A 19,785-nucleotide genomic window follows, 5' to 3' on the forward strand; every position below is an offset into this window, starting at 1 on the left:
TTAGTACCCCTTTGAGGGGTATTCTTTTCAATGCCCCCTGCGGGTGCTCTGTTCGGGACCCTGGAGTTGTGTAATGGTACATTCAATTCCGCCAACCGTCCATAAAGACCAGTCCGGCGCCACTTCCTCACCCACCTCCTCGTCGGCCAAACCAAGACTGACCGGTCTTGCCCTGGGAGCACTTGGTATTGTTTACGGTGACATCGGCACCAGCCCTTTGTACACGATCAAGGAATGCTTTTCGGGCGAATTCGGGGTGGCAGTCACTCCCGCCAATATTACCGGAATCCTGTCGATGGTCTTCTGGTCACTCATTATCGTCGTCAGCCTGAAGTATGTGAGCTTGATCCTGCGCGCAGACAACAAGGGTGAAGGCGGCACATTCTCACTCCTGGCGATGCTGCGCGGTAAACTGCGAAACAACAGAAGACAATGGGCTGTGCTCACTATTCTGGCCGCTTTTGGCGCGTCATTGCTCTATGGAGATGGAGTCATCACGCCTGCTATCTCGGTGCTCTCGGCAATTGAAGGATTGAACATGGCCACCGATGCAGTGGCCGATTACGTTGTCCCGACAACCTGCCTGATCCTCATTGTGCTCTTTTCGGTGCAGCGGTTTGGCACCGCGGTCATCGGCAGAATGGTTGGTCCGGTGATGATTGTCTGGTTCACGACCCTTGGTCTTTTAGGCTTGCGGGCCATTGCCAGTCATCCGGAAATTCTTGCTGCTCTGAATCCGGCATGTGCGGTTAATTTTTTTGCAGTAAATCATATTCATGGCATAGTTTCTCTCGCCTCAGTAGTTCTCTGTATCACCGGTTGTGAAGCTTTATACGCCGACATGGGCCACTTTGGTCCTCTGCCAATCCGGCTTTCCTGGTATGGCATTGTTCTGCCGGGCCTGGTCCTCAACTATTTTGGTCAAGGCGCGCTCCTGCTGCATGATCCGGATATCGCCAACGTCAATCCTTTTTATGCTCTGGCGCCAAAATCTATACTCTATCCGCTGGTCGGCCTGGCATGCATTTCTACCATCATTGCCTCACAGGCGTTGATTTCCGGTGTCTTTTCTCTTACGCAACAGGCCATACAACTGGGCTTTGCTCCCCGCATGCGCATCATTCACACTTCGGAACACTCCAAGGGGCAGATTTATATACCAACCGTCAATTGGGCGGTCATGATTGCCACTCTGACCCTGGTGCTGGTATTTGAAAAATCGAGCGGCCTGGCGGCAGCATACGGTTTTGCCGTAACTGCCACGATGACTGTCACCTCACTCATGTTTTTTCAGGTCACCCTTGTCAAGTGGCACTGGTCACTGTGGAAAAGTGCGTGCCTGCTCGGCTTCTTCCTGTTCTTCGATCTGGCCTTTTTGGGGGCCAACGTCCTCAAAATACCGGACGGTGGCTGGATTACAATCTGCATCGCCACCGTACTCGCCACGAGCATGATTACCTGGCGTGACGGCCGGGCCCTGCTCGCCAACCACTACCGTCTGATGCGGTTGCCGACCGATGTTTTCTTACGGGATATCGTGGAACACAGCCCTCCACGAATCACCGGCACCGCTGTCTTCATGTCGATATCACCGGATGGCATCCCTTATTCTCTGGTGCACTATCTCAAGCACACCGAAGCTCTGCATGAGCGAATTCTCCTGCTTTCCGCTGTATCGATCGAAACACCGACGGTCGTAGCCGACGACCGTGTCACCGTAAAAGATCTGGGGGAAGGCCTTTATCGAATCACCGTCGGGTATGGTTTTATGGAATCACCGGATATATCAAAGGTCATCGAACAGCTCAGCGATAAAGGCCTGTCTGTCGATATCTATTCCACCTCGTTTTTTCTGGGTCGTGAAAACCTTTTGGCAACTGGTCCTGCAAAAATGGCCCAATGGCGAAAGCACCTTTTTATCTTCATGTCCCGCAATGCCTGGAATGCCAGCTCGTTCTTTAAATTGCCGCCAGACAGGGTGGTAGAACTGGGGAACCAGGTGGAACTGTAAGCCTGCCAAAAAACTCTGCGGGATGTCGATGATTTTCAGGGATAAACGATCGAAGGCAGCCAAAGGGTAAGGGGCGGCCAGAGGCTGGTCAGCACCAGAACAAAAAAAGCGGCCAGGACAAAAGGCAGAGCGGCCTTCGACGTCTGGCTGAGCGTCGCGCCGGAAATGCCGCAGCTGACAAAAAGACAGATGCCTATCGGCGGCGTCAGCATGCCGATGGCCAGATTCGTGACAATCAGCACCCCGAACTGGGTTGGATCGACTCCCAGCTGCGGGGTCAGGGCAATCAGCACAGGAACAAGAAGGATCAGGGCCGCCGTGGTTTCCATGACACAGCCGATTACCATCAGACCAGCCATGACCAGCAGCAGTAAGCCCCACGGGGGCAGCCCGAGATTCATCATCACCGCACCGAGCAGCTGGCTGGTCTGCTTCATCGCCACCAGCCAGGTAAATACCTTGGCCATGGCAATGATCAGCAAAATAGTCGCCGCAGTGATCTGGCTACGGAGAATCTGACCGGGCAAATCGGCCCATTGCAGCTCACGGTTAATCGCCAGACTGACAAAAAGCGCATAAAAGACAGCAAGTGCCGCCGCCTCGGTGACGGTCACAATACCCGTCAGAATGCCGCCAAGGACAATAACCGGGGCCCAGAGCGCCCAAAAGGCGCGGCGAAACGCCTGGCCTACTCGCGCCAGGGAAAAACTTCTGCGACTGCCGTAGCCCATGCGCCAGGATATCCCCGCCGCGATGAGCATCAGCACCAGGCCTAGAAAGATGCCGACTATCATGCCGCCCATGAACAGTTTGGCAATCGACACATTGGTCAAAAAACCGAAAATGACCATCGGGATCGACGGCGGGATGATAACGCCAAGGGCGCCCCCCGCAGCCACCACAGCTGCGGCAAAGGCCGGAGGATATCCCTGGCGGACCATCGCCGGAATAACCACCGCCCCGATGGCCGCGGTATCGGCGGCAGCCGAGCCGGAAATTCCGGCAAAGAACATTGAGGCGACAATGCTGGCACAGGCCAGGCCACCCGGCATCCATCCCACCAGGCTGTCGGAAAAATCGATGATCTGCCGGGAAATCCCGCCTCTTTCCATGATCGCCCCGGCCAACATGAACAGGGGCACCGCCAGCAGATCAAAGGAATCTACGCCGGCAAACAGCAGTTGAATAATAGTCTGGCCGAGGGCGGCAAAAGGTACCGTTGCCGGGAACACCCCGGGCGTCAATATCAGGCCAATGGCTGGAATACCGATGGACAGCGCAATCGGCATCCCCAAAGCAATCAGAAGAAACAGCAGGAAAAACAGGACAACGACGCTCATGGCTTTCTGCCTCGCACCGTCCTGACCATATCGGCTGCGGTGTGCAGCACCAGAATTGCAGTGGCCAGGGGAATGACAGCAAAGGGAATGGCCATCGGAATCTGCAGGGAGGCAGTGCTATGGTGCCAGGCCTTGACGGTATACATCACCCCAAACCAGGAAAGCGCCGTAAAACAGGTAAAGGTCAGCACCTGCAGAAACACCAGAATTATTCGTTCGCAGTTTGGGCCAAACCACTGACCGACCCCCCGCAAGCCAATAAAGTTAGCCCGTTTGTACGCTGCGGTGCTGCCGAGAAAGGTTATGGTCACCAGGAGATGACGGCTCACCTCCTCCGACCATCCCAGTGACGAACCAAGATAACGCCAGATAACCTGGGCAAAAAGGATCAGACAAATAGCCGCGCCGGTAACAACCAGAAGATGTTCCACCAGCGTGTTGACCATACTGCTGACCTTCTCAATGAAGCTCAGATCAGCGGTTGCCGGACCCTTAACTTCCGCTTTGTTCACTTCACCGCCTGTTGTATCTGTTTGACAATCTTTTTCGACTCTGCGTCCAGACCTGCCAGGACCGGCTCGGTAGCCTTCCGGAAAGCGTCCATATCCGGATGTTCTTCAATCTCCATGCCGGCGGCCTGCAGTTCCGCCAGCTGCCTGGCTTCGTTGTCCCGGATAAACGCACGCCCGCGCAGCGCGGCATCGCGAGCGGCATCGAGAAACACCTGGCGATCTGCTTCGGGAAGACCATCCATAAACGTTTTGTTGCCGATAAACACCAGCGCCGAATAGACATGACGGGAAAGAGTCAGGTATTTCTGCCCCGCTTCGTTCAGTTTGGCCGCGTAAATAACGGCAATCGGGTTTTCCTGACCATCGATCACGCCCTGCTGCAGGGCGGTAAAAATTGGCCAGGCCATTGGGGTGGGATTGGCACCGAGGGCGCGCCATATAGCCAGATGGGTAGGCGCTTCCATGGTCCTGATTTTCATGCCGGCCAGATCCGTGGGAGTTTTGATCGGTTTCTTGGAATTGGTCACGTTACGGAACCCATTATCAAGAAAATGCAGTACGGTAAAACCCTGTTTATCGAGACGCCCGGCCAGATCCTGCCCGATAGGACCATCGAGGACGGTATCGGCCGCCTGATAGGATGGGAAGAGAAAGGGCATCTCCAGGGCTTTTATCTCCGGGACAAACGCTTCAATCGGCCCGGTGGTGCAAACCGACATCTGCGTGGTGCCAAGCTGTATCTGCTGCAGTACCTGGGTCTCGCTCCCGAGCGCGCCGGAATGATGCACAACGATGTCATACTTGCCGGGTAATTTCTTTTCCACATCCTCCTTAAACCAGTTGGCGGCCTGAGTATGCACAAAGGTTGGGTTGACAACCACGGCGATATTAACGGTTGTCTTGGCAAACGCCGGGCTGGAACAGAACGCAAGACAGACGGCTAAGGTCATGAAAGTTGTTCGGATACGCATCGAGGCCTCCTTGTACGGTAGTTGATAGGAAAATCGGGCAATACCACGCGAGCAGAGAAACAGGGAGCCACGTTGCCTGCCGTCACAATTTACGCCACGCCAAAAGCCGAAGGCGGGTGCCGAAAAAACTATCCTTTCCTAATAATTTTCGCAAGTTCTTTACGCTCCTTTTTGATGCGGAATGCGGCAAATCTCTTGGCAACAACGCGCCTTGTTCTCGTGCGAAAAATTAGCCGGCAGGATCTGGCCCTTGCCGCACCCATTATTTTATTGCAATCAGCGCCGCAATTATTACAATTACCATTACAATGGTAAACATAAGAGTGGAGGCGACAGAATGTCAGTCAAAACAGAACGAATCACCATCTTGGGAACTCCTGATTTTAAAGCCTTTCTGACCAGGGAAGCGAAAAAAGAGGGGGTCAGCTTATCACAGCTCGTCCGGGAGCGTTGCCGGCAAAAACCGGCCACTACCGAAGATGAGGAATTGCTGTCTCTGCTGGTGGCGGAAGTGGTTCAGGCAACCGCCAAAGCTAAGGTATCGCTCGAGCGAGGTCTGGCGGATGCCGAGAAAATCCTGACCGAAATAAGAAAAGCGGCATGAGTACCTTAAAAGACGTCATTGCGGCGATGAAAGAGGTTCTGCTCTTAACCGACAAGGTAGAACGCGCCGGCAAGGTCCTCACTGAAATATCGCAGGAGTTGCGGGAGCACGACCGCAGGCTGGTTCGCCTGGAAACGCTGGTCGAAGTTGCCAGATCTCAAGCCAGGCTGACCGGCAAAGCAAAATAACGCGGCGGAAAACGCCTTGATTCAATCCTGCAAAGGCGGCACCGCCTCAAATAACATTGGTCGCCAGCAAGACCGCAGTAATCAGCGCCAGCGCCACCCGGTAATAGCCGAAGATAGCCAGGCCGTGGCGGTTCAGATAAGACACCATCCATTTCACTGAAACCACCGCGGCAATAAAGGCAAAAAACACCCCGATAGCCAGGGACTGCGCGTCAAAAGTCTGCACCATGATCTGCCCATGTTTGAGGGCGTCATAGGCAGTTGCTGCACCGAGGGTGACCACCCCGAGCAGAAAGCTGTATTCGACGGCGGCGGGCAGACTCAACCCGACCAGTACGCCGCCAACAATGGTCACCAGACTGCGGCTGACCCCCGGCCACATGGCGATACACTGGGCAAAACCAATGATAAGCGCCATTTTCCAGTGCAGGCCATCAAGTGTCCCGACGGTCTGTTGTATACGGGTTGATCTCTGCCTCCGGAAGCTGACCGCAAGGATGGCCAAGCCTCCCACCAGCCAGGCGATAACCACCGGCCATGGGCCAAAAAGATAGGCCTTGATAATTTTATTGAACAGCAGACCGATGACCGCTGCCGGCAGAAAGCCAACGGCCACATTGATAAATAACCGCAGCCCTTCCGGACTGCGGCCAAGCAGCCCTTGCAGCATCTGCAGTACCCGGCGAAAATAGAGGCCAAGCACGGCAATGATCGCGCCCGCCTGAATACAGATGGTATACGCATCGACTGCCTCTTTATCCCGTTCCTGTTCGCTTGCCGAAAGGGTCTTGTTTTCACCAATGCCCATAATCTTTTCGGCCAGAAGCAGATGCCCGGTCGAACTGACCGGCAGGTATTCCGTCACGCCCTCCACGATGCCAAGAACAATGGCCTGCCCGATGGACATCTCTTTTTTGGCGGGAACAGTGGATTCACTGCATGCGATGTGGGCGCTGGAAACTATGACAAAAAACGCCGTCAGCAAAAGGAAAACTGTATATTTTCTCATAATCGTTGCGTTGTTTCCCAATGGGAAAAAAGGAATTATTTGCCGGCAGCATTACGCCAGCAGGTAGGATCGGCAGCAAGATAATCACCGGTGAGCTGATATGCTGCGCCACGGCAGCCGTAACACTCGGCCGCCTTTTCACAACTCTTGCACTCCCCTTTGATCATTTCGCGGTAATTTTTCAGATTATTGACGACTTCGCTGTTTTTCAGGATATGGCCGAGTTTGTTCAGACGGATATTGTCAAGAGCAATGGTCACCCCGACACAGGGCATAACATCACCAACCGCTGTCACTACGCAGGATACCTGGTGGCGCATACATTTATTGCCAACCAGCGGCGGCTGCGGGTCCCAGTTGCGATGAAATTTTTTCTGATCGATTGCCGAGAGCTGGCTAAAGAGCTCTTTGAGTTCTTGTGGACCGACACCCAGCCAGCTGTTTTCCAGAGCATTGGCCTGTGGAGTAATAATCTCAAAATACGGCTCAATATTTTCCTCCCGCAGCCACTGCCACATGGCGGGTAATTCTTTGATGTTTTGTCGACAGATAACCGTGCTGACGGCCAGAAAAAGTTCCTGAGACGGATAACCAGCCTCCTGCAGGGCGGACAGGGCCTTATTTATTATGTGAAAGGCGCCTTTTTTCCCTGCCAGCTTATCCTGAACCTGCTCATTTCTTGAATTCATCTTCAAGGCAATCCGGACTTTATGTTCCGCCAGAACAGCCGCCAGCGCTTTATCTATCCCGGAACCATTGGTGAACATTTCAACATCAAGGCAATTCTCAGCAAGAAAGGCCAACATCTCGACAAGATGCGGATAAATGGAGGGCTCGCCGCCCAAAATGATAATTTTTCGTGCCCCCAGCTCTTTGGCCTGGAGGATAACATCTTTGATTTCAGCTCTGGAAAGCTCATTGCTGGTGTCTACTTTCTCATCGACATAACAGTAGGAGCAGCGAAAGTTACAGACCCGGCTGAATTCTATCTCCATGGAAAGCAGCCGGTCCGCCGCCACCGCCTCGCGGATCTGCTGTTCGGTGAAATCAAGATTATATATTTGCATTGCGATTACAGCCTGCCTGTGGGGTTCATAACAATACCCCCTTCAGGGATGCACTCCGTTGTGGATTTTTTTGTTGTACACGTAAGAACATATTTTGTGAGCGATTCAGCCCGCCCAAAAGATTTGCGGGGCTCTTTTTAGTACTCGCTTGACGGGGATAAGTTCCTTCACGAAATAATGTTCTTGTAAACAGCACATTATCTGTAAGGTACCGAGTCAGTACTATGAGTTATTGAATGCATTATAACATCGACCCCGCCCAAAAGATTTGCGGGGTAAGTTCCTTCACGAAATAATGTTCTTGTAAACAGCACAAGAACATTATTTCTAAGTCACTAAAGATCCATAAACCTGTTCATATTCTCCCATCTTCGCACTTCTTTTTCGTAACGTCCTGCCCAGCCGTACTTCTGCATTGCTCTTTTATAATAAATTTTCAAAAAAGGTTTGAAAATAAATCGCCAGATAGATATCCAGAGCCAACCCTGCCGCTTGACCGCAGCCGGGGGATCCCACCAGCCCAGAACCACCTGACGCTGATACCAGAACTGATATTGGAGTTGCCCGGAATCGAGATATCTGGTCCGTACATTGGCCCACAGTCCGTTGTACTTTTTATAATCATCCAGATTGGTTACAAGGTTATCCTCAAGAAGCTGCCGGCGTATCGCAGTTTTTGGATACGGAGTCAGAATCTGGCAGTACGCGGCATCGGCATGAATCGACTTAAAAAATTCATAATTTTCCCGGATAGAGTTTTCATCATCTTCTGGAAAACCAAAGATAAGTCCACCGACCACCATCATGCCATATTTATGACAGTTTTCTATGGCCTTCTTCGAATACTCGACTATATCGCCTTTGCCGGCAGCGGACAGGTTTTTTTTCGATCCATTCTCAATACCGAGAAATACCGAGCGAAACCCGGCCGCACCCATCTTTTTGACCATTTCCTCGTTTTTGGCCATGGTGACGCAATCGGCCTGGACGAAGATCTTCAGGCCCTGGTACTGCCTGGAGATAATGGCGTCACATAACCCGATAACCCGGGCCGGGTCGAGAACCATATTATCATCGGTGATAAATATGGTTCTGGTTTTTCGTTTATAATAAATATCATCAATATCCTCGAGTACCCGGCTGATGGGAAAAGTCCTGAATGTCCGGCCGTACATATGCCGCATGGAACAGAAGTTACAGGAACGGGTACAGCCGCGCGAGGTTTCGATAAGCTCTATATGCGAGTGCACCATATGGTAGCCCCGGGTTAACCTTCGCTTGTCCCGGATCGGCAGTTTCAAGGTGGAGAGATCGACATTGTCCCCCTGTGGATTGTGAACAAAGGCTCCATTTCTTTTATAGGACAAAGAGGCAATATCGGCAAAGTTGTCATCTCCCGCCAGGGCGTTTACCAACCGCCGGCAAGGCTCTTCCCCTTCTCCCCGAACAATGAAATCGATCCACCTGGCCTCATCAGAGGCAACAATCTCCGCATACATCAGGGTGGCATGATAACCGCCGACAACTATTTTGACTCCGGGCAGAAGCTCTTTGATCAAATGGGCGATTTTCGTGCAGGTATCATACTGCCAGGCCATGGCGGAAAGGCCAACCAGATCGGGCACAATTTTTTTCAGTACCTTGCTGAGATATTTTCTGATCGAGCGGCGTTTGCGGACAAGATCAATGAGAAAGACCTCGTGCTCCGCATCGATATTTCCGCCGATACTGGCTATCCCGTGATTTGGCAGGTGCACTGCCGCCTCATGAATAATGATCGGCACCACATCCGGCATGGAAATCAATACAACTTTCATGCCTCCATCCTTGCGTAAGCCTGCTGCACCCGCTGCTCAAGCTGTGCGGCAGAAGGACGATCATGGCCATAGTCAGGCCTGATCCGGTCGATGATTTTGACACTGATGGTGTTTTTTATCCGGGTGTTAAACAGGAACCTGCCTGGGGTAAAAAGCTTATCGGTATTTTGTATCTGCAGGACATAGATGGGCGCCCGGCACATCCGGGCGATCTTAAACGCACCCCTGTTCAATGGGCCCAGTTTCCCGTCCCGGCTTCTGGTTCCCTCCGGAAAGACAAACAGATTGCCCCCGGACGCCAGGAACGCGGGCATCTGTTCCATCTGCTCGATCATCATGTTCGAGAAGCGCCCTTCACTTGTCGCGGGCAGATAGCCGGATTTTCTCATTATCCAGCCAAAGATCGGCATGCCGAAAAAACGCGATTTAACAATCGTTTTATGGTGCTGAAAAAGAGCAATCATGAGCAGCGGATCGAGGTAGGACAGATGGTTGCAGACAATGACCGCAGAGCGGATTGCCGCCACCTCATCGTCGATCAAAATACGATGACCCGGAGCGGTGACCCTGACAATTTTAAAAAATATTTTGTAAAATTGATTAGTTATTTCTTGAAACCGGGCCTGCTGCTTGGCTGAAAAAGCGGCAGCACCATAGCGCCAGGAAAAAAACAGGAAGTACCCAAAGATAAACCAGGCCCAGCAGGTAAGAGTTGCCCAGCAATCGATGCACCGATCCAGCCAGCGCCCGAGATGATTGTTACGAGCCTGCGTAGCTTCCATTTTTTATAAGCAGACAGGTATTCACTCCGCCAAAGGCGAAATTTTGAATGGCTGCTATCCTCGTTTCCGTGTCGGTGATTTCCCGGGTGTGGTGCAGCATATTGCAGCGCTCATCGACATTTTCCAGATTGAGAGTAGGCGCGATAAAGCCCTGCTCCATCATATAGAGGGTTAAGATGGTCTCAATCACCCCACAGGTTCCCATGGTATGGCCCATATAACTTTTCAACCCGGTAACCAGCGGCCGATCCCCGTAAACTGCAGCTATGGCCTGAGACTCGATCACATCGCCCATCTTCGTGGCCGTGGCATGGGCACTGACGAAATCGACATCCGCGGGCTGTATCCCCGCATCGTCCAAGGCCAGACGCAGGGTCGCAGTAATGCCATCCAGATTAGGCAGGATAAGATCACCGCCATTATTATTGCAGGCAAAACCGATCACTTCCCCAAGAATGGTCGCACCGCGCCTTTTCGCCGATTCATACTCTTCAAGAAGGACCGCGCCGCCGCCCTCGCCGACAACCAGGCCGTCTCGATTGACATCAAAGGGCCGGGGCGTGCAGTGCGGCGTCGCATTATAGCTGACCGAACAGGCAAGCAGGTTATCGAAGACCGCCACCGTGGTGGTATCGTATTCATCGGCACCACCGCAGATCATCGCATCCTGCATGCCATACTTGATCGATTCATATCCATAACCGATCGATTGACTGCTGGTGGTGCAGGCGGTCGAGGACGCAATAATCCGCCCGGTGATGCCAAACATTCTGGTAATGTTCACCGCCGTGGTGTGCACCATGGAACGAAGATAGTCAACGGCACCGATGGACGAAAACTTTGAGTCAAGATCGTTAAAAAAAGTTTTATAGATTTCACGCTGGACGGTCGGGCTGCCATGGGTCGAGCCAAAGGCGACACCCATCCGGCCGGAGGTAATGAACGCCTCGTCCAGCCCCGATTTTTCCAGCACGTCTTTCGCCACCTGGCAGGCATAAAAGGCAACGGGTCCCATGGTTTTGCGATATTGCCGGGTAAACCCGTACTCGATGGGATAGTCGACGGTGCCGAAAACGCGGGAATGAACATGCCTGGTCAGCAGACCGTCATCGCGCAGTGTTTTCACCCCGGATCTACCGGATCTGAGACTTTGTATAATATCGTCTTTAGCGTAGCCTATGGGGGTAATGGCGGAGCAGGCAGTTATAACAACACGTCGTTTCATGGGTGCAGGATTGGCTGAATTACCTTATGCCAGATTGCGGGCTTTGTTTATTGCTTCTATATAATCAAGGATATCATTGATCGTCCTGATAACCATGGCCTTTTCTTTTTCTTCCCGGGTAAGGGAGAACCCCAGGATGATTTCTATTTTCCCCAGCAGTTCAATGGCATCGATGCTGTCAAAACCATGATCGTCGCGCAGATTGTCTTCCAGGCCAGGTTGGTCAAATTCAAAATCTTCGGTCAGGATGGTTATGATTTTATCTTTTAATTCATTTCTGGTCATAACATGTGCTTTGTTTGACTATTACTTTCTTTAATTTGAAAAAATTATTAGGCTTCTTTCACCTGTTCACCGGAAAAACAAAAAATCCGGCATACCCTCAGGACTGCATGCGTTATCAGTGCCGGATATGCGCGAATGAGGTCAGTAAACTGTATGACTGATACGTTTAAAGGCCGAAGACAAAACAGATTCGGTGCTGGTGAACGTTTACGATTCTTTGAGGTCACGATACTACACAGTTTCATGTAAATTCCAAAGAAAATATTGCCCGACAGAAGCCGTCTGAGCTGAGAAAATATCATGAATCGCATTCTTGAACCGGAACTGATGAATAGTTTAGAGCAGACGGCTGCCTATGCCGGGCCCGACATGGACAACGCCTGCTGGCTATTTGTCCAGAGCTTTCGTAAATATTTCCGTAACTTGACACCCAAAGGCACAATCCTTGACCTGGGCTGCGGTCCGGCCACCATCCCGGTGCGTCTGGCCAAATTGTATCCGGACTATGAGATACACGGGGTGGACGGTGCCCCGGAGATGCTGGCCCAGGCCGGTCTGGCTGTTCGACGGGAAGGACTGCAGCAGCAGATACAGCTTTTTCATGGTATCCTGCCGGACAAACTGACCCTGCCGTATAAAGGGTATAACAGTGTCATTTCCAACAGTTTTCTGCATCACCTTGCCGACCCGGCAGTGCTGTGGCAGGCCATCCACGCATACGGCCTGCCCAATGCGGCCGTCCTCGTTATCGATCTTGTCCGGCCGGAAGATCCGCAGCAGGCTCAGCTCGTGGTCGACAGGTGTCTGCCGGAGGCACCGCCAATGTTACGCCAGGATATGCTGCTTTCACTCCATGCAGCCTTTACCATAGATGAAGTCCGCGCCCAGCTTGCGGAGGCGCAACTTGAAAAAAATCTTACGCTCACCATGCCAACACCGTTCCAGTTTGCCGCCTACGGCCATCTCGGACTTGACGGCTGAGGCGGAATCGACCTGAAAATACCCAGGCTATATGGAAAGAAAGTCGGGATTATGCTCTTGAATGAAACAATAAAATAATCTGCGAGATACTAAACAGTTCCCGATTCATCGCCTACTTGGTATGTTACATACTGAGTGCGCACAAGAAATCAATTTCAAAGTATCCTCCGGCACATATATTCATCCGATATACACATGGGGAGTTGCATGAAACTGAGCGTCGCTGCGAATTGGGATATGGAGCTGCTGAACGGGCTTGCCGATATCCCGGAAGTCACTTCCGTCTACGCCAAAATGCCTTTTGATGTTATAGGCGGAGGCAGAGCCGGAATGGTCCTGCCGACAGTCGACTGGGATTCGGCGGCGGCCTACGTGCATGCCACCCGGCAGCGCGGTCTGTCGTTTTGCTATCTTATTAACGCGCCTTGTCTTGGCAATCTGGAACAAACAGAGGCAGGAAAGAATCAGATACTCACCTTCATTGACCAGCTGGTTAACATAGGGGTTGACAGCGTATCAATTGCCAATCTGGCAGTCGCTGCCCTGGTGCGCCATAACTTCCCCAACCTGCCGATCCGGGGCAGCGTCCTGAGCTGGCCGACGAATCTGCCGCGACTGAAGTACCAGGAAGGACTGGGAATAGATCCACTCATCATTCCCTACAGTGAGTTCAATCGTGATTTCAAAATGCTGCATAAAATCCGTGCGGGACTCTCCTGCGACATGCAACTGTTCGTCAACGTCTCCTGCATCTACAATTGCCATTACCTGGCGGAACATGCATGTAGCGTCGGCCACGCATCGCAACTCGCGGAAAATGGCCGACACCCCCATTCCTTTCTTGATTTTTATCTCTGGCAATGTACCCGCCGACGCCTCCTGCACCCCGAACTGTTTCTCATGAGCCGGTGGATCCGCCCCGAGGACCTGCATATCTATGAAGCCATGGGCTTTGATGAATTTAAGATTATTGACCGATCACGTTCGACACCATGGCTGCTGCGTGCGACCAGGGCCTATGCCGCCCGGCATTACGACGGCAACCTGCTGGACATCCTTTCCCTGGAAATGCTCGGCGACCCGAACGGCTTTCATCGTGACATAGAAGAGCAGGTACGGCAGCGAATGCGTTACTATACAACAGAGGAGAGGCATCTCATGTCGCGCATGCTGAAGCTGAGACGTCGCCTGCTGAGCTTTGATATCCGTATTGACAATGGTGGGTTAACCGACTTCCTGGATGGTTTTCAAAAGATTCACTGCGCCGAAACCTTTTGCGAGGATTGCCGCCACTGCCACCGATACGCCAAGCGGGCTGTCTTATTTGACCGGGCCGAAGCCGAGGTATTGGCCAGCGACATTGACAAATTCCTGGAAGATTTCCTGAGCATAAAATGTACAGCAATGTGTTAAAAACCTTTTCCGCAAGGAATTTCAGCTGTGTCTCTTGTGTAAAGAAGGCTTGAGCCCTATGGTATTGATGGCCCAGTAAAATCTTACCAAAACCCTCCCCTATAACACTTCCCGAGGGTGCAGGGGTACTTTTCACTGAGGCTATCTTGAGATTGGACTTGGGCGATATACTCATGCTTGAACTATCTACCCGGTATGCCTGGTGGATTTTTGCGACGTTAGCATTCTACTGCTGTCAAATCTTATCAACCATTCTACAGGAGGAATAGGTATGTATGATCGACGCGATTTTCTCAAGACCACCGCAGCAACTGCAGTCTCCGTCATGGCTTTAACTTCCGCCCCCCTTGCCTTTGCATCCGGTTCAACTGAATACAAAAATGTCATCTTTACCAAGGATGACCCCGGCAAGTGGGCAGGAAAGGAGGGCATTCATGTGCCAATGGTCACCGTCGCAGAGAACAAAGTTACCGTGGCCACCACGAAGCATCCGATGTCTGAAGCTCACTACATCGTCAGGCACACCCTGGTTCTTGCCGACGGAACCTATGTCGGGGGAGAAACATTCACCCACACCGATAAAGCGGAATCGACCTATGAACTGCCCGCCGGTTACAAGGGCAAGATCCACGCCACCAGTTTCTGCAATCTGCATGATTTCTGGCTGACCGAGACAACCGTCTAAAGCAGCCTGTATCGATCGCAATGCAGGAGGCCATGCCCCGGCATGGCCTCCTGGTCTGTTTTTGCCCCTGTGCATATTGAAATGCCAGGCAAGTTTACCGTCTCTTTTAGCTTCTATTGTCCCAAAAGAGTCCTTTTTTAAACCGGCGACCATTTTGTACATAGTGTTGTGCCTGTGTTTCGAGGGCCTGTTGCTGCTCTAAACTCAGCGTACGCTTTATTTTTGCAGGAGATCCCAGCACCAGTGAACCATCAGGAATTTCCATATGCTCTGTAACCAGCGCATTGGCACCGATCACACAGTGGCTGCCAATTTTTGCACCATTTAACACCACGGCATTTATACCCACCAGGCTATACTCCCCGACAATGCAGCCATGGAGCATCGCCTGATGCCCAACTGTTACACCCTTGCCTAAGGTCATGGGATACCCCGGATCGGTATGCAGGACTGCACCATCCTGAATATTGCTGTCCTCACCAATATGTATTAACTCCGAGTCACCACGAATCACCGCATTAAACCAGATACTCACATCATTGCCGAGAGCTACATTGCCAATTACCGCCGCACTCTCTGCGATAAAATAATTCTCAGGCAACTGCACCTGTTTATCATCGAGTTGATATATCACTCTCAGATCCTCCAGTATTTTTATTTTTGGGTCGCCCATAATAATTGCACTACAGTCCTTTCATTTGCGAAGCTGCATCATAAACCGTATTGACCAGGTTCACATTGTATGTTCCGGAAAAAAGAACAAAAAAACCGGAAAAGACTACTTTTTCCTCCGAACAACAATACCACATTGTGGCCATCTCGTTGAAATACCGCACGCAGTCGATTAATAAAAAGCAGGCATAATTATTGCATTTATACTTTTAAAACAACTCGCAACACCACCGCAACTCAAAAGAATTTCCTTTCATATCTCCTGATCGTTTTCAGTCCCAATTTGATATGAAATATAATGTAACCCAATAAAGGGGAGGCAAGATGAATAAAGTATCTATTTTGTGGATCGCACTGGGATTATTAATTTTAATACTTGGCTCTAGTGCAGGTTTGGCTCTTGTGGCCAAAAAACTCATTCCAGAATCTGCGGCGATGATTCTTTTTGGAATGTGTTTAATTGGTTTTGCTAAATTAAGGTTTGTTAAGGTAAAACAAAAAACTGCCGATCATGAAAAGCGAACCTAGGAAAAGCAAACGAGTGCATGTCAACACCGGTATTGTAAAAACTCCAGCTGGATTTTGCCAAATCGTCAATCTCAACCCTGATGGCCTTTCGTTCAGATGTCTCAAAAGATGTTTGTTCTCGCAAGAATGGTCGTTGGATATTTACGATACTTCAGGCCTGAACCTTGAGCACTTGCAGGTCAAGAAAATCTATGAAAAACAGCTGAGTAACCTGGAAACACCAGTCCAGTTTACGATGCTGGTTGGCGTAGCGTTTCAGAATCTAACACCTTCACAAAAAAAACAGCTCATTTTGTACCTGAGGCAAGTAGAAGGATCGCTGAAATAAGCATTCAGAACAAAATCCAACCTCACCCCATTCCCCCATTGGCCATTCCACGTTCCACCACGCGGCACTTGACTCGCTGAAGCTCGCCGGGGAACTTCCCGTTACACCAACATATAAATCATGGCTGATTCAATCCCAGATAGGCTTTGATCAGGGCTGGATCCTTGCTGGCCTCTTGCGCTGTACCCTGCCAGACATCCCGTCCCGACTCCAGGACACAGATGCGATCGGCGACCTCCAGAGCCCGGGTGGTATTCTGCTCCACGAGCAGAATAGTAACCCCCTCCCGCCGTAAAGCACTGATCGCCTGGTAACAGAGATCAATTACCTTGGGCATGAGACCAAGTGAGAGTTCATCGATGATCAGCAGATCGGGATCCGCCATCAGGGCACGGCCAATGGCCAGCATTTGCTGCTCCCCGCCCGAGAGCTGGGACGCCTGCTGGTTCCTGCGTTCCTTAAGCCATGGAAACAACTGCATAACCTTGTCGCGATTGTTGGCCCATCTGTTTTTAGGCAGGGTGTAACAGCCCATCGCCAGGTTGTCGCTCACACTCATATCAGAGAAAAGTCGTCGCCCCTCCGGGACCAGGGCTATTCCCAGCCGTACGCGTCTGGCAATCGGCAGAGCGGTAATGTCCAGGTCTTTGAACAGAATTCTGCCGGACTGTACCGCCACATGCCCTGCTATCGCCATGATCGTGGAACTCTTGCCGGCACCATTGGCGCCGATAAGGGCGAAGATTTCTCCCCTGGCAATATCCAGTGACAGATCCTCGATTACCTTCAGGTTGCCAAAGCCGCAACATATTTTATCCAGACGCAGCATGATAGCCCTCCCCGAGGTAGGCACTTCGTACCGCCGGATCGTGCATAACCTTGTGCGGCAGCCCCTCGCCTATCTTGCTCCCATTATCGATAACCACCAGCCGGTTGCAGATGCGAATCACCTCACTGAGATTATGCTCGATGAGCAGGATGGCGTGACCGAGCTGATTCAGCTCCACCAGTTTATCGGCAAGCCGCCTTGCTTCAAGCTGGTTGAGGCCGGCAAGAGGCTCGTCCAGCAAAAGAATCTTCGGCTCCAGTGCCAGGGCTCTTGCAACCTCCAGCCGCTTCAGGTAACCAAGAGGCAGATTGGCAGGCATAGCTCCAGCTACTTCTTCGATGCCGAGGAGCTGCAGGATTTCCAGTGCCTTCTCCACTTCTTTTGTTCTTGAATATTTAAAAATAGTGCGCAACGGATTAGCGGTCTTGGCATAACCGGCGACAAAGGCCACGTTGTCAAGAACAGTCATGGAGCGAAATGGACGGACGATCTGCTGCGACATACCTATGCCGCAGCGTATGCGTTCGTGGGGTGGTTTTCCCTGCAGAGACATATTTTCAAGCCGGACTGTCCCGTGCACAGGCGTCACGGTGCCGGTGATCACCCGCATCAAGGTAGTTTTACCGGCACCATTCGGGCCGATAAGGCCCAGAATATCTCCTTTTTTCACTGCAAAACTGACCTCGCTCAGCGCAATAACTCCACCAAAAACCACGGTGATGGCCTCAACCCGAAGCATGGGATCCCTTTTTTATTACAGAGCTATACATTCTGGTGAAAATACCACTTAAACCATCCGGAGAAAAAAGCATTATTGCGCAAAGCAGGCTGCCGTAAACCAGCAGTTTATATTGATCGATGAACTGAAACCACATGGGAAAGATGCTCAGCACCGCAGCGGCGAGAATTACCCCCCAGACGGATCCGGCACCACCGATCACCACCATGGACAGGAGGGTTATGGATTCCACGAAGCCGAAACTCTCCGGATCGATAAATTTGACATTATGGGCGTACAGGGCACCGGTCAGACCGGCAAAGGCAGTGCCAATAGCAAAGGCGATAAGTTTAAAGCGGGAGACATCGATACCCAACAGACCGGCGGTATCCTCATCATCCGCCACCGCATCGAAGGTAAAGCCCATCCATGTCCGTTTTAAATAGATGCTGAACAGGGCGAGAGCCACGGCCAGCAGCAGCACCAGCACCATATAGCCGAGCTTGCCCAGGCCCGGGTCGGGAATCATGGCAATGCCCATTTCCCCTCCCAGAACATCCTGTTTTCTCACGATCCCCAGAAAGAGAAAACCCACTCCCATAGTGGTTATGGCCAGAAAATCATGCCGAACCCTCAGGCTGGCAAAACCGACCAGAACTCCAAGCAAGGAGGCGACAAACATCCCTGCCGGTACAGCAATCCCAAAGGGCACCCCGGATTTGGTCAAAAGAGCCGAAGTATAACCACCAACGCCAAGAAAGGCTGCATGCCCGAGGCTGATCTGACCGCAGAAGCCGACGATGATGTTCAGGCTCAGAGCTCCGAGGATGCTGATCCCCATCATGGTCAACAAACTGATCTCGTATTCCATCTGTTACCCCTTGGCGAAGAGCCCGGTTGGCTTTACCATCAACACCAGAATAAGCAAAGCAAAGGCGATGGAATCCCGATCCAGGTAATCGCCCAGATAGAGCGTGCCGAATGTCTCGGCAACACCAATGACAAGAGAGGCGATAAAGGTGCCGCGGACATTGCCAAGCCCGCCCAGAACGATAATTGCCAGGGCTTTGTAACTGGGCACGCTGCCCATGGTCGGCTCGACCAGATTGTTCATCAGCGCCACCATCGATCCCGCCCCGGCAGCCATCGCCGAACCGATGAAAAAATTGAGGTATCGCACCTGCAGCACATCAACCCCGAAACTCTGCGCCATACCGGGATCGGTTACGGTGGCTCGCCAGGCAATGCCGATGCGGCTATATTTGGTAAAAAGAGTTAGACCCGCAATAAGCAATGCGGCCAGGAGCATCGCACCGATTTCACATTGACGAAGATACGTGCCGCCAAAGGCAAAGGTATCCTGCAGAGGGGCATCAATGAAAGTGATGCCATATGGTCCGAAAATAATGCGATAGATCTCCTCCATGGCAATGAAAAGGCCAATAGAGGCAATCAGTGCAACAAACGGCGGCCGGTTCAGGATGGGTTGATAGATAAGACGGTAGATGACCATACCCACCACACCAACGCCAAACATGGACACCATTAATCCCAGAGTAAAACTTCCAGTGGCATTAGTGACAAGCACCGCCACATAACCGCCCAGCGTATACAGACCGGCGTGGGCCACATGCAGGATGCGCAGGAGACCGTAGACGAGAGTCAGGCCAATGGCGATCAGGGCATAGTTTCCACCCTGAAGGAGGCCCTGCATGAAAAGATCAAAAAACAGCATGGTCCATGTCTGCCTTTTATAAGATCAAAACTGGTCAACTATGCCGGAAAGGCGATCAACCGAGAGCCTAGCCGGCACATCATGC

General features: G+C 51.7%; 22 protein-coding genes. 8 read left to right on the forward strand and 14 right to left on the reverse strand.

The genetic code is table 11. The features are described from left to right. Nucleotides 1-73 precede the first annotated feature (73 nt). Nucleotides 74-2,011 (forward strand): potassium transporter Kup, encoded by a 1,938-nt coding sequence (locus FCL47_RS01680; RefSeq protein WP_136811720.1) that lies wholly within the window; start codon nt 74-76, stop codon nt 2,009-2,011. Nucleotides 2,012-2,046: 35 nt separating this feature from the next. On the opposite strand, the gene FCL47_RS01685 is transcribed toward FCL47_RS01680, so the two are convergent. Genes FCL47_RS01685 through FCL47_RS01695 form a run of 3 tightly spaced genes read right to left on the reverse strand, consistent with a single transcriptional unit; the run spans nt 2,047 to nt 4,834 of the window. After that, entirely contained in the window at nt 2,047-3,351 is a 1,305-nt protein-coding gene (locus tag FCL47_RS01685) for a TRAP transporter large permease (protein WP_136811721.1), read from the reverse strand. Next, a complete protein-coding gene (locus FCL47_RS01690; protein WP_136811722.1) occupies nt 3,348-3,863 on the reverse strand; it encodes a TRAP transporter small permease in 516 nt (171 codons plus the stop codon). Before FCL47_RS01690 ends, FCL47_RS01685 begins: the two co-directional genes overlap by 4 nt. Then, a complete protein-coding gene (locus FCL47_RS01695) occupies nt 3,860-4,834 on the reverse strand; it encodes a DctP family TRAP transporter solute-binding subunit (RefSeq protein ID WP_136811723.1) in 975 nt (324 codons plus the stop codon). The genes FCL47_RS01690 and FCL47_RS01695 overlap by 4 nt, the downstream gene beginning before the upstream one ends. 337 nt (nt 4,835-5,171) lie before the next feature. Here FCL47_RS01695 and FCL47_RS01700 point away from each other — a divergent pair, with 337 nt between their 5' ends. Then, nucleotides 5,172-5,438, forward strand: a complete 267-nt coding sequence (locus FCL47_RS01700; protein WP_136811724.1) for a hypothetical protein — start codon at nt 5,172-5,174, stop codon at nt 5,436-5,438. Then, on the forward strand, nt 5,435-5,626 hold the full coding sequence (locus tag FCL47_RS01705) for a hypothetical protein (protein WP_136811725.1): 192 nt from the start codon (nt 5,435-5,437) through the stop codon (nt 5,624-5,626). Before FCL47_RS01700 ends, FCL47_RS01705 begins: the two co-directional genes overlap by 4 nt. Nucleotides 5,627-5,672: 46 nt before the next feature. Here FCL47_RS01705 and FCL47_RS01710 read toward each other — a convergent pair whose 3' ends face one another. The 6 genes from FCL47_RS01710 to FCL47_RS01735 all read right to left on the reverse strand — a co-directional run bounded on the left by FCL47_RS01710 (nt 5,673) and on the right by FCL47_RS01735 (nt 11,811). Then, the gene (locus FCL47_RS01710; protein ID WP_136811726.1) at nt 5,673-6,635 is read right to left on the reverse strand and encodes an undecaprenyl-diphosphate phosphatase; all 963 of its coding nucleotides are present in this window, start codon (nt 6,633-6,635) and stop codon (nt 5,673-5,675) included. Between the two features lie 35 nt (nt 6,636-6,670). Then, on the reverse strand, nt 6,671-7,702 hold the full coding sequence (locus tag FCL47_RS01715) for a radical SAM/SPASM domain-containing protein (protein ID WP_136811727.1): 1,032 nt from the start codon (nt 7,700-7,702) through the stop codon (nt 6,671-6,673). 335 nt (nt 7,703-8,037) lie between these two features. Further along, nucleotides 8,038-9,519 (reverse strand): B12-binding domain-containing radical SAM protein, encoded by a 1,482-nt coding sequence (locus tag FCL47_RS01720; RefSeq protein ID WP_136811728.1) that lies wholly within the window; start codon nt 9,517-9,519, stop codon nt 8,038-8,040. Further along, nucleotides 9,516-10,301, reverse strand: a complete 786-nt coding sequence (locus tag FCL47_RS01725; RefSeq protein ID WP_136811729.1) for a lysophospholipid acyltransferase family protein — start codon at nt 10,299-10,301, stop codon at nt 9,516-9,518. Before FCL47_RS01725 ends, FCL47_RS01720 begins: the two co-directional genes overlap by 4 nt. Continuing rightward, nucleotides 10,279-11,526, reverse strand: coding sequence for a beta-ketoacyl synthase N-terminal-like domain-containing protein (locus FCL47_RS01730; RefSeq protein WP_136811730.1), 1,248 nt, complete (start codon nt 11,524-11,526; stop codon nt 10,279-10,281). Before FCL47_RS01730 ends, FCL47_RS01725 begins: the two co-directional genes overlap by 23 nt. Before the next feature lie 24 nt (nt 11,527-11,550). Beyond that, entirely contained in the window at nt 11,551-11,811 is a 261-nt protein-coding gene (locus FCL47_RS01735) for an acyl carrier protein (RefSeq protein WP_136811731.1), read from the reverse strand. 300 nt (nt 11,812-12,111) lie between these two features. Between FCL47_RS01735 and FCL47_RS01740 the strand changes: the two genes are divergently transcribed. The 3 genes from FCL47_RS01740 to FCL47_RS01750 all read left to right on the forward strand — a co-directional run bounded on the left by FCL47_RS01740 (nt 12,112) and on the right by FCL47_RS01750 (nt 14,890). Further along, nucleotides 12,112-12,792 carry a trans-aconitate 2-methyltransferase gene (locus FCL47_RS01740; RefSeq protein WP_136811732.1) on the forward strand — a complete coding sequence of 227 codons (681 nt, stop codon included), beginning with the start codon at nt 12,112-12,114 and terminating at the stop codon, nt 12,790-12,792. 207 nt (nt 12,793-12,999) lie between these two features. Next, nucleotides 13,000-14,205: a U32 family peptidase gene (locus tag FCL47_RS01745; protein WP_136811733.1), complete on the forward strand. Its 1,206-nt coding sequence runs from the start codon at nt 13,000-13,002 to the stop codon at nt 14,203-14,205. A 271-nt stretch (nt 14,206-14,476) separates the two neighbouring features. Beyond that, entirely contained in the window at nt 14,477-14,890 is a 414-nt protein-coding gene (locus tag FCL47_RS01750) for a desulfoferrodoxin family protein (RefSeq protein WP_136811734.1), read from the forward strand. A 106-nt stretch (nt 14,891-14,996) separates the two neighbouring features. On the opposite strand, the gene FCL47_RS01755 is transcribed toward FCL47_RS01750, so the two are convergent. Next, the gene (locus FCL47_RS01755) at nt 14,997-15,524 is read right to left on the reverse strand and encodes a gamma carbonic anhydrase family protein (protein WP_136811735.1); all 528 of its coding nucleotides are present in this window, start codon (nt 15,522-15,524) and stop codon (nt 14,997-14,999) included. A gap of 362 nt (nt 15,525-15,886) precedes the next feature. Between FCL47_RS01755 and FCL47_RS01760 the strand changes: the two genes are divergently transcribed. Both FCL47_RS01760 and FCL47_RS01765 read left to right on the forward strand, forming a co-directional pair. Next, nucleotides 15,887-16,090, forward strand: coding sequence for a hypothetical protein (locus FCL47_RS01760; RefSeq protein ID WP_136811736.1), 204 nt, complete (start codon nt 15,887-15,889; stop codon nt 16,088-16,090). Beyond that, nucleotides 16,074-16,418: a hypothetical protein gene (locus tag FCL47_RS01765; protein ID WP_136811737.1), complete on the forward strand. Its 345-nt coding sequence runs from the start codon at nt 16,074-16,076 to the stop codon at nt 16,416-16,418. The genes FCL47_RS01760 and FCL47_RS01765 overlap by 17 nt, the downstream gene beginning before the upstream one ends. A 118-nt stretch (nt 16,419-16,536) precedes the next feature. On the opposite strand, the gene FCL47_RS01770 is transcribed toward FCL47_RS01765, so the two are convergent. Genes FCL47_RS01770 through FCL47_RS01785 form a run of 4 tightly spaced genes read right to left on the reverse strand, consistent with a single transcriptional unit; the run spans nt 16,537 to nt 19,700 of the window. Beyond that, nucleotides 16,537-17,247: an ABC transporter ATP-binding protein gene (locus FCL47_RS01770; RefSeq protein ID WP_136811738.1), complete on the reverse strand. Its 711-nt coding sequence runs from the start codon at nt 17,245-17,247 to the stop codon at nt 16,537-16,539. Continuing rightward, nucleotides 17,231-17,986 (reverse strand): ABC transporter ATP-binding protein, encoded by a 756-nt coding sequence (locus FCL47_RS01775; protein ID WP_136811739.1) that lies wholly within the window; start codon nt 17,984-17,986, stop codon nt 17,231-17,233. Before FCL47_RS01775 ends, FCL47_RS01770 begins: the two co-directional genes overlap by 17 nt. Beyond that, nucleotides 17,973-18,836 carry a branched-chain amino acid ABC transporter permease gene (locus FCL47_RS01780; protein ID WP_136811740.1) on the reverse strand — a complete coding sequence of 288 codons (864 nt, stop codon included), beginning with the start codon at nt 18,834-18,836 and terminating at the stop codon, nt 17,973-17,975. Before FCL47_RS01780 ends, FCL47_RS01775 begins: the two co-directional genes overlap by 14 nt. Before the next feature lie 3 nt (nt 18,837-18,839). Further along, nucleotides 18,840-19,700, reverse strand: a complete 861-nt coding sequence (locus tag FCL47_RS01785; protein ID WP_136811741.1) for a branched-chain amino acid ABC transporter permease — start codon at nt 19,698-19,700, stop codon at nt 18,840-18,842. Nucleotides 19,701-19,785 lie beyond the last annotated feature (85 nt).

This window comes from Desulfopila sp. IMCC35006 (genome assembly GCF_005116645.1).
Lineage (GTDB): Bacteria > Desulfobacterota > Desulfobulbia > Desulfobulbales > Desulfocapsaceae > Desulforhopalus_A.

What these genes read in the sequence shown, in the direction of transcription:
- FCL47_RS01680 (WP_136811720.1), top strand. Translation starts at nt 74, where the DNA reads ATGGTACATTCAATTCCGCCAACCGTCCATAAAGACCAGTCCGGCGCC.
- FCL47_RS01735 (WP_136811731.1), bottom strand. Translation starts at nt 11,811, where the DNA reads ATGACCAGAAATGAATTAAAAGATAAAATCATAACCATCCTGACCGAA.
- FCL47_RS01730 (WP_136811730.1), bottom strand. Translation starts at nt 11,526, where the DNA reads ATGAAACGACGTGTTGTTATAACTGCCTGCTCCGCCATTACCCCCATA.
- FCL47_RS01760 (WP_136811736.1), top strand. Translation starts at nt 15,887, where the DNA reads ATGAATAAAGTATCTATTTTGTGGATCGCACTGGGATTATTAATTTTA.
- FCL47_RS01695 (WP_136811723.1), bottom strand. Translation starts at nt 4,834, where the DNA reads ATGCGTATCCGAACAACTTTCATGACCTTAGCCGTCTGTCTTGCGTTC.
- FCL47_RS01705 (WP_136811725.1), top strand. Translation starts at nt 5,435, where the DNA reads ATGAGTACCTTAAAAGACGTCATTGCGGCGATGAAAGAGGTTCTGCTC.
- FCL47_RS01700 (WP_136811724.1), top strand. Translation starts at nt 5,172, where the DNA reads ATGTCAGTCAAAACAGAACGAATCACCATCTTGGGAACTCCTGATTTT.
- FCL47_RS01745 (WP_136811733.1), top strand. Translation starts at nt 13,000, where the DNA reads ATGAAACTGAGCGTCGCTGCGAATTGGGATATGGAGCTGCTGAACGGG.
- FCL47_RS01775 (WP_136811739.1), bottom strand. Translation starts at nt 17,986, where the DNA reads ATGCTTCGGGTTGAGGCCATCACCGTGGTTTTTGGTGGAGTTATTGCG.
- FCL47_RS01740 (WP_136811732.1), top strand. Translation starts at nt 12,112, where the DNA reads ATGAATCGCATTCTTGAACCGGAACTGATGAATAGTTTAGAGCAGACG.
- FCL47_RS01710 (WP_136811726.1), bottom strand. Translation starts at nt 6,635, where the DNA reads ATGAGAAAATATACAGTTTTCCTTTTGCTGACGGCGTTTTTTGTCATA.
- FCL47_RS01720 (WP_136811728.1), bottom strand. Translation starts at nt 9,519, where the DNA reads ATGAAAGTTGTATTGATTTCCATGCCGGATGTGGTGCCGATCATTATT.
- FCL47_RS01725 (WP_136811729.1), bottom strand. Translation starts at nt 10,301, where the DNA reads ATGGAAGCTACGCAGGCTCGTAACAATCATCTCGGGCGCTGGCTGGAT.
- FCL47_RS01765 (WP_136811737.1), top strand. Translation starts at nt 16,074, where the DNA reads ATGAAAAGCGAACCTAGGAAAAGCAAACGAGTGCATGTCAACACCGGT.
- FCL47_RS01685 (WP_136811721.1), bottom strand. Translation starts at nt 3,351, where the DNA reads ATGAGCGTCGTTGTCCTGTTTTTCCTGCTGTTTCTTCTGATTGCTTTG.
- FCL47_RS01750 (WP_136811734.1), top strand. Translation starts at nt 14,477, where the DNA reads ATGTATGATCGACGCGATTTTCTCAAGACCACCGCAGCAACTGCAGTC.
- FCL47_RS01780 (WP_136811740.1), bottom strand. Translation starts at nt 18,836, where the DNA reads ATGGAATACGAGATCAGTTTGTTGACCATGATGGGGATCAGCATCCTC.
- FCL47_RS01770 (WP_136811738.1), bottom strand. Translation starts at nt 17,247, where the DNA reads ATGCTGCGTCTGGATAAAATATGTTGCGGCTTTGGCAACCTGAAGGTA.
- FCL47_RS01785 (WP_136811741.1), bottom strand. Translation starts at nt 19,700, where the DNA reads ATGCTGTTTTTTGATCTTTTCATGCAGGGCCTCCTTCAGGGTGGAAAC.
- FCL47_RS01715 (WP_136811727.1), bottom strand. Translation starts at nt 7,702, where the DNA reads ATGCAAATATATAATCTTGATTTCACCGAACAGCAGATCCGCGAGGCG.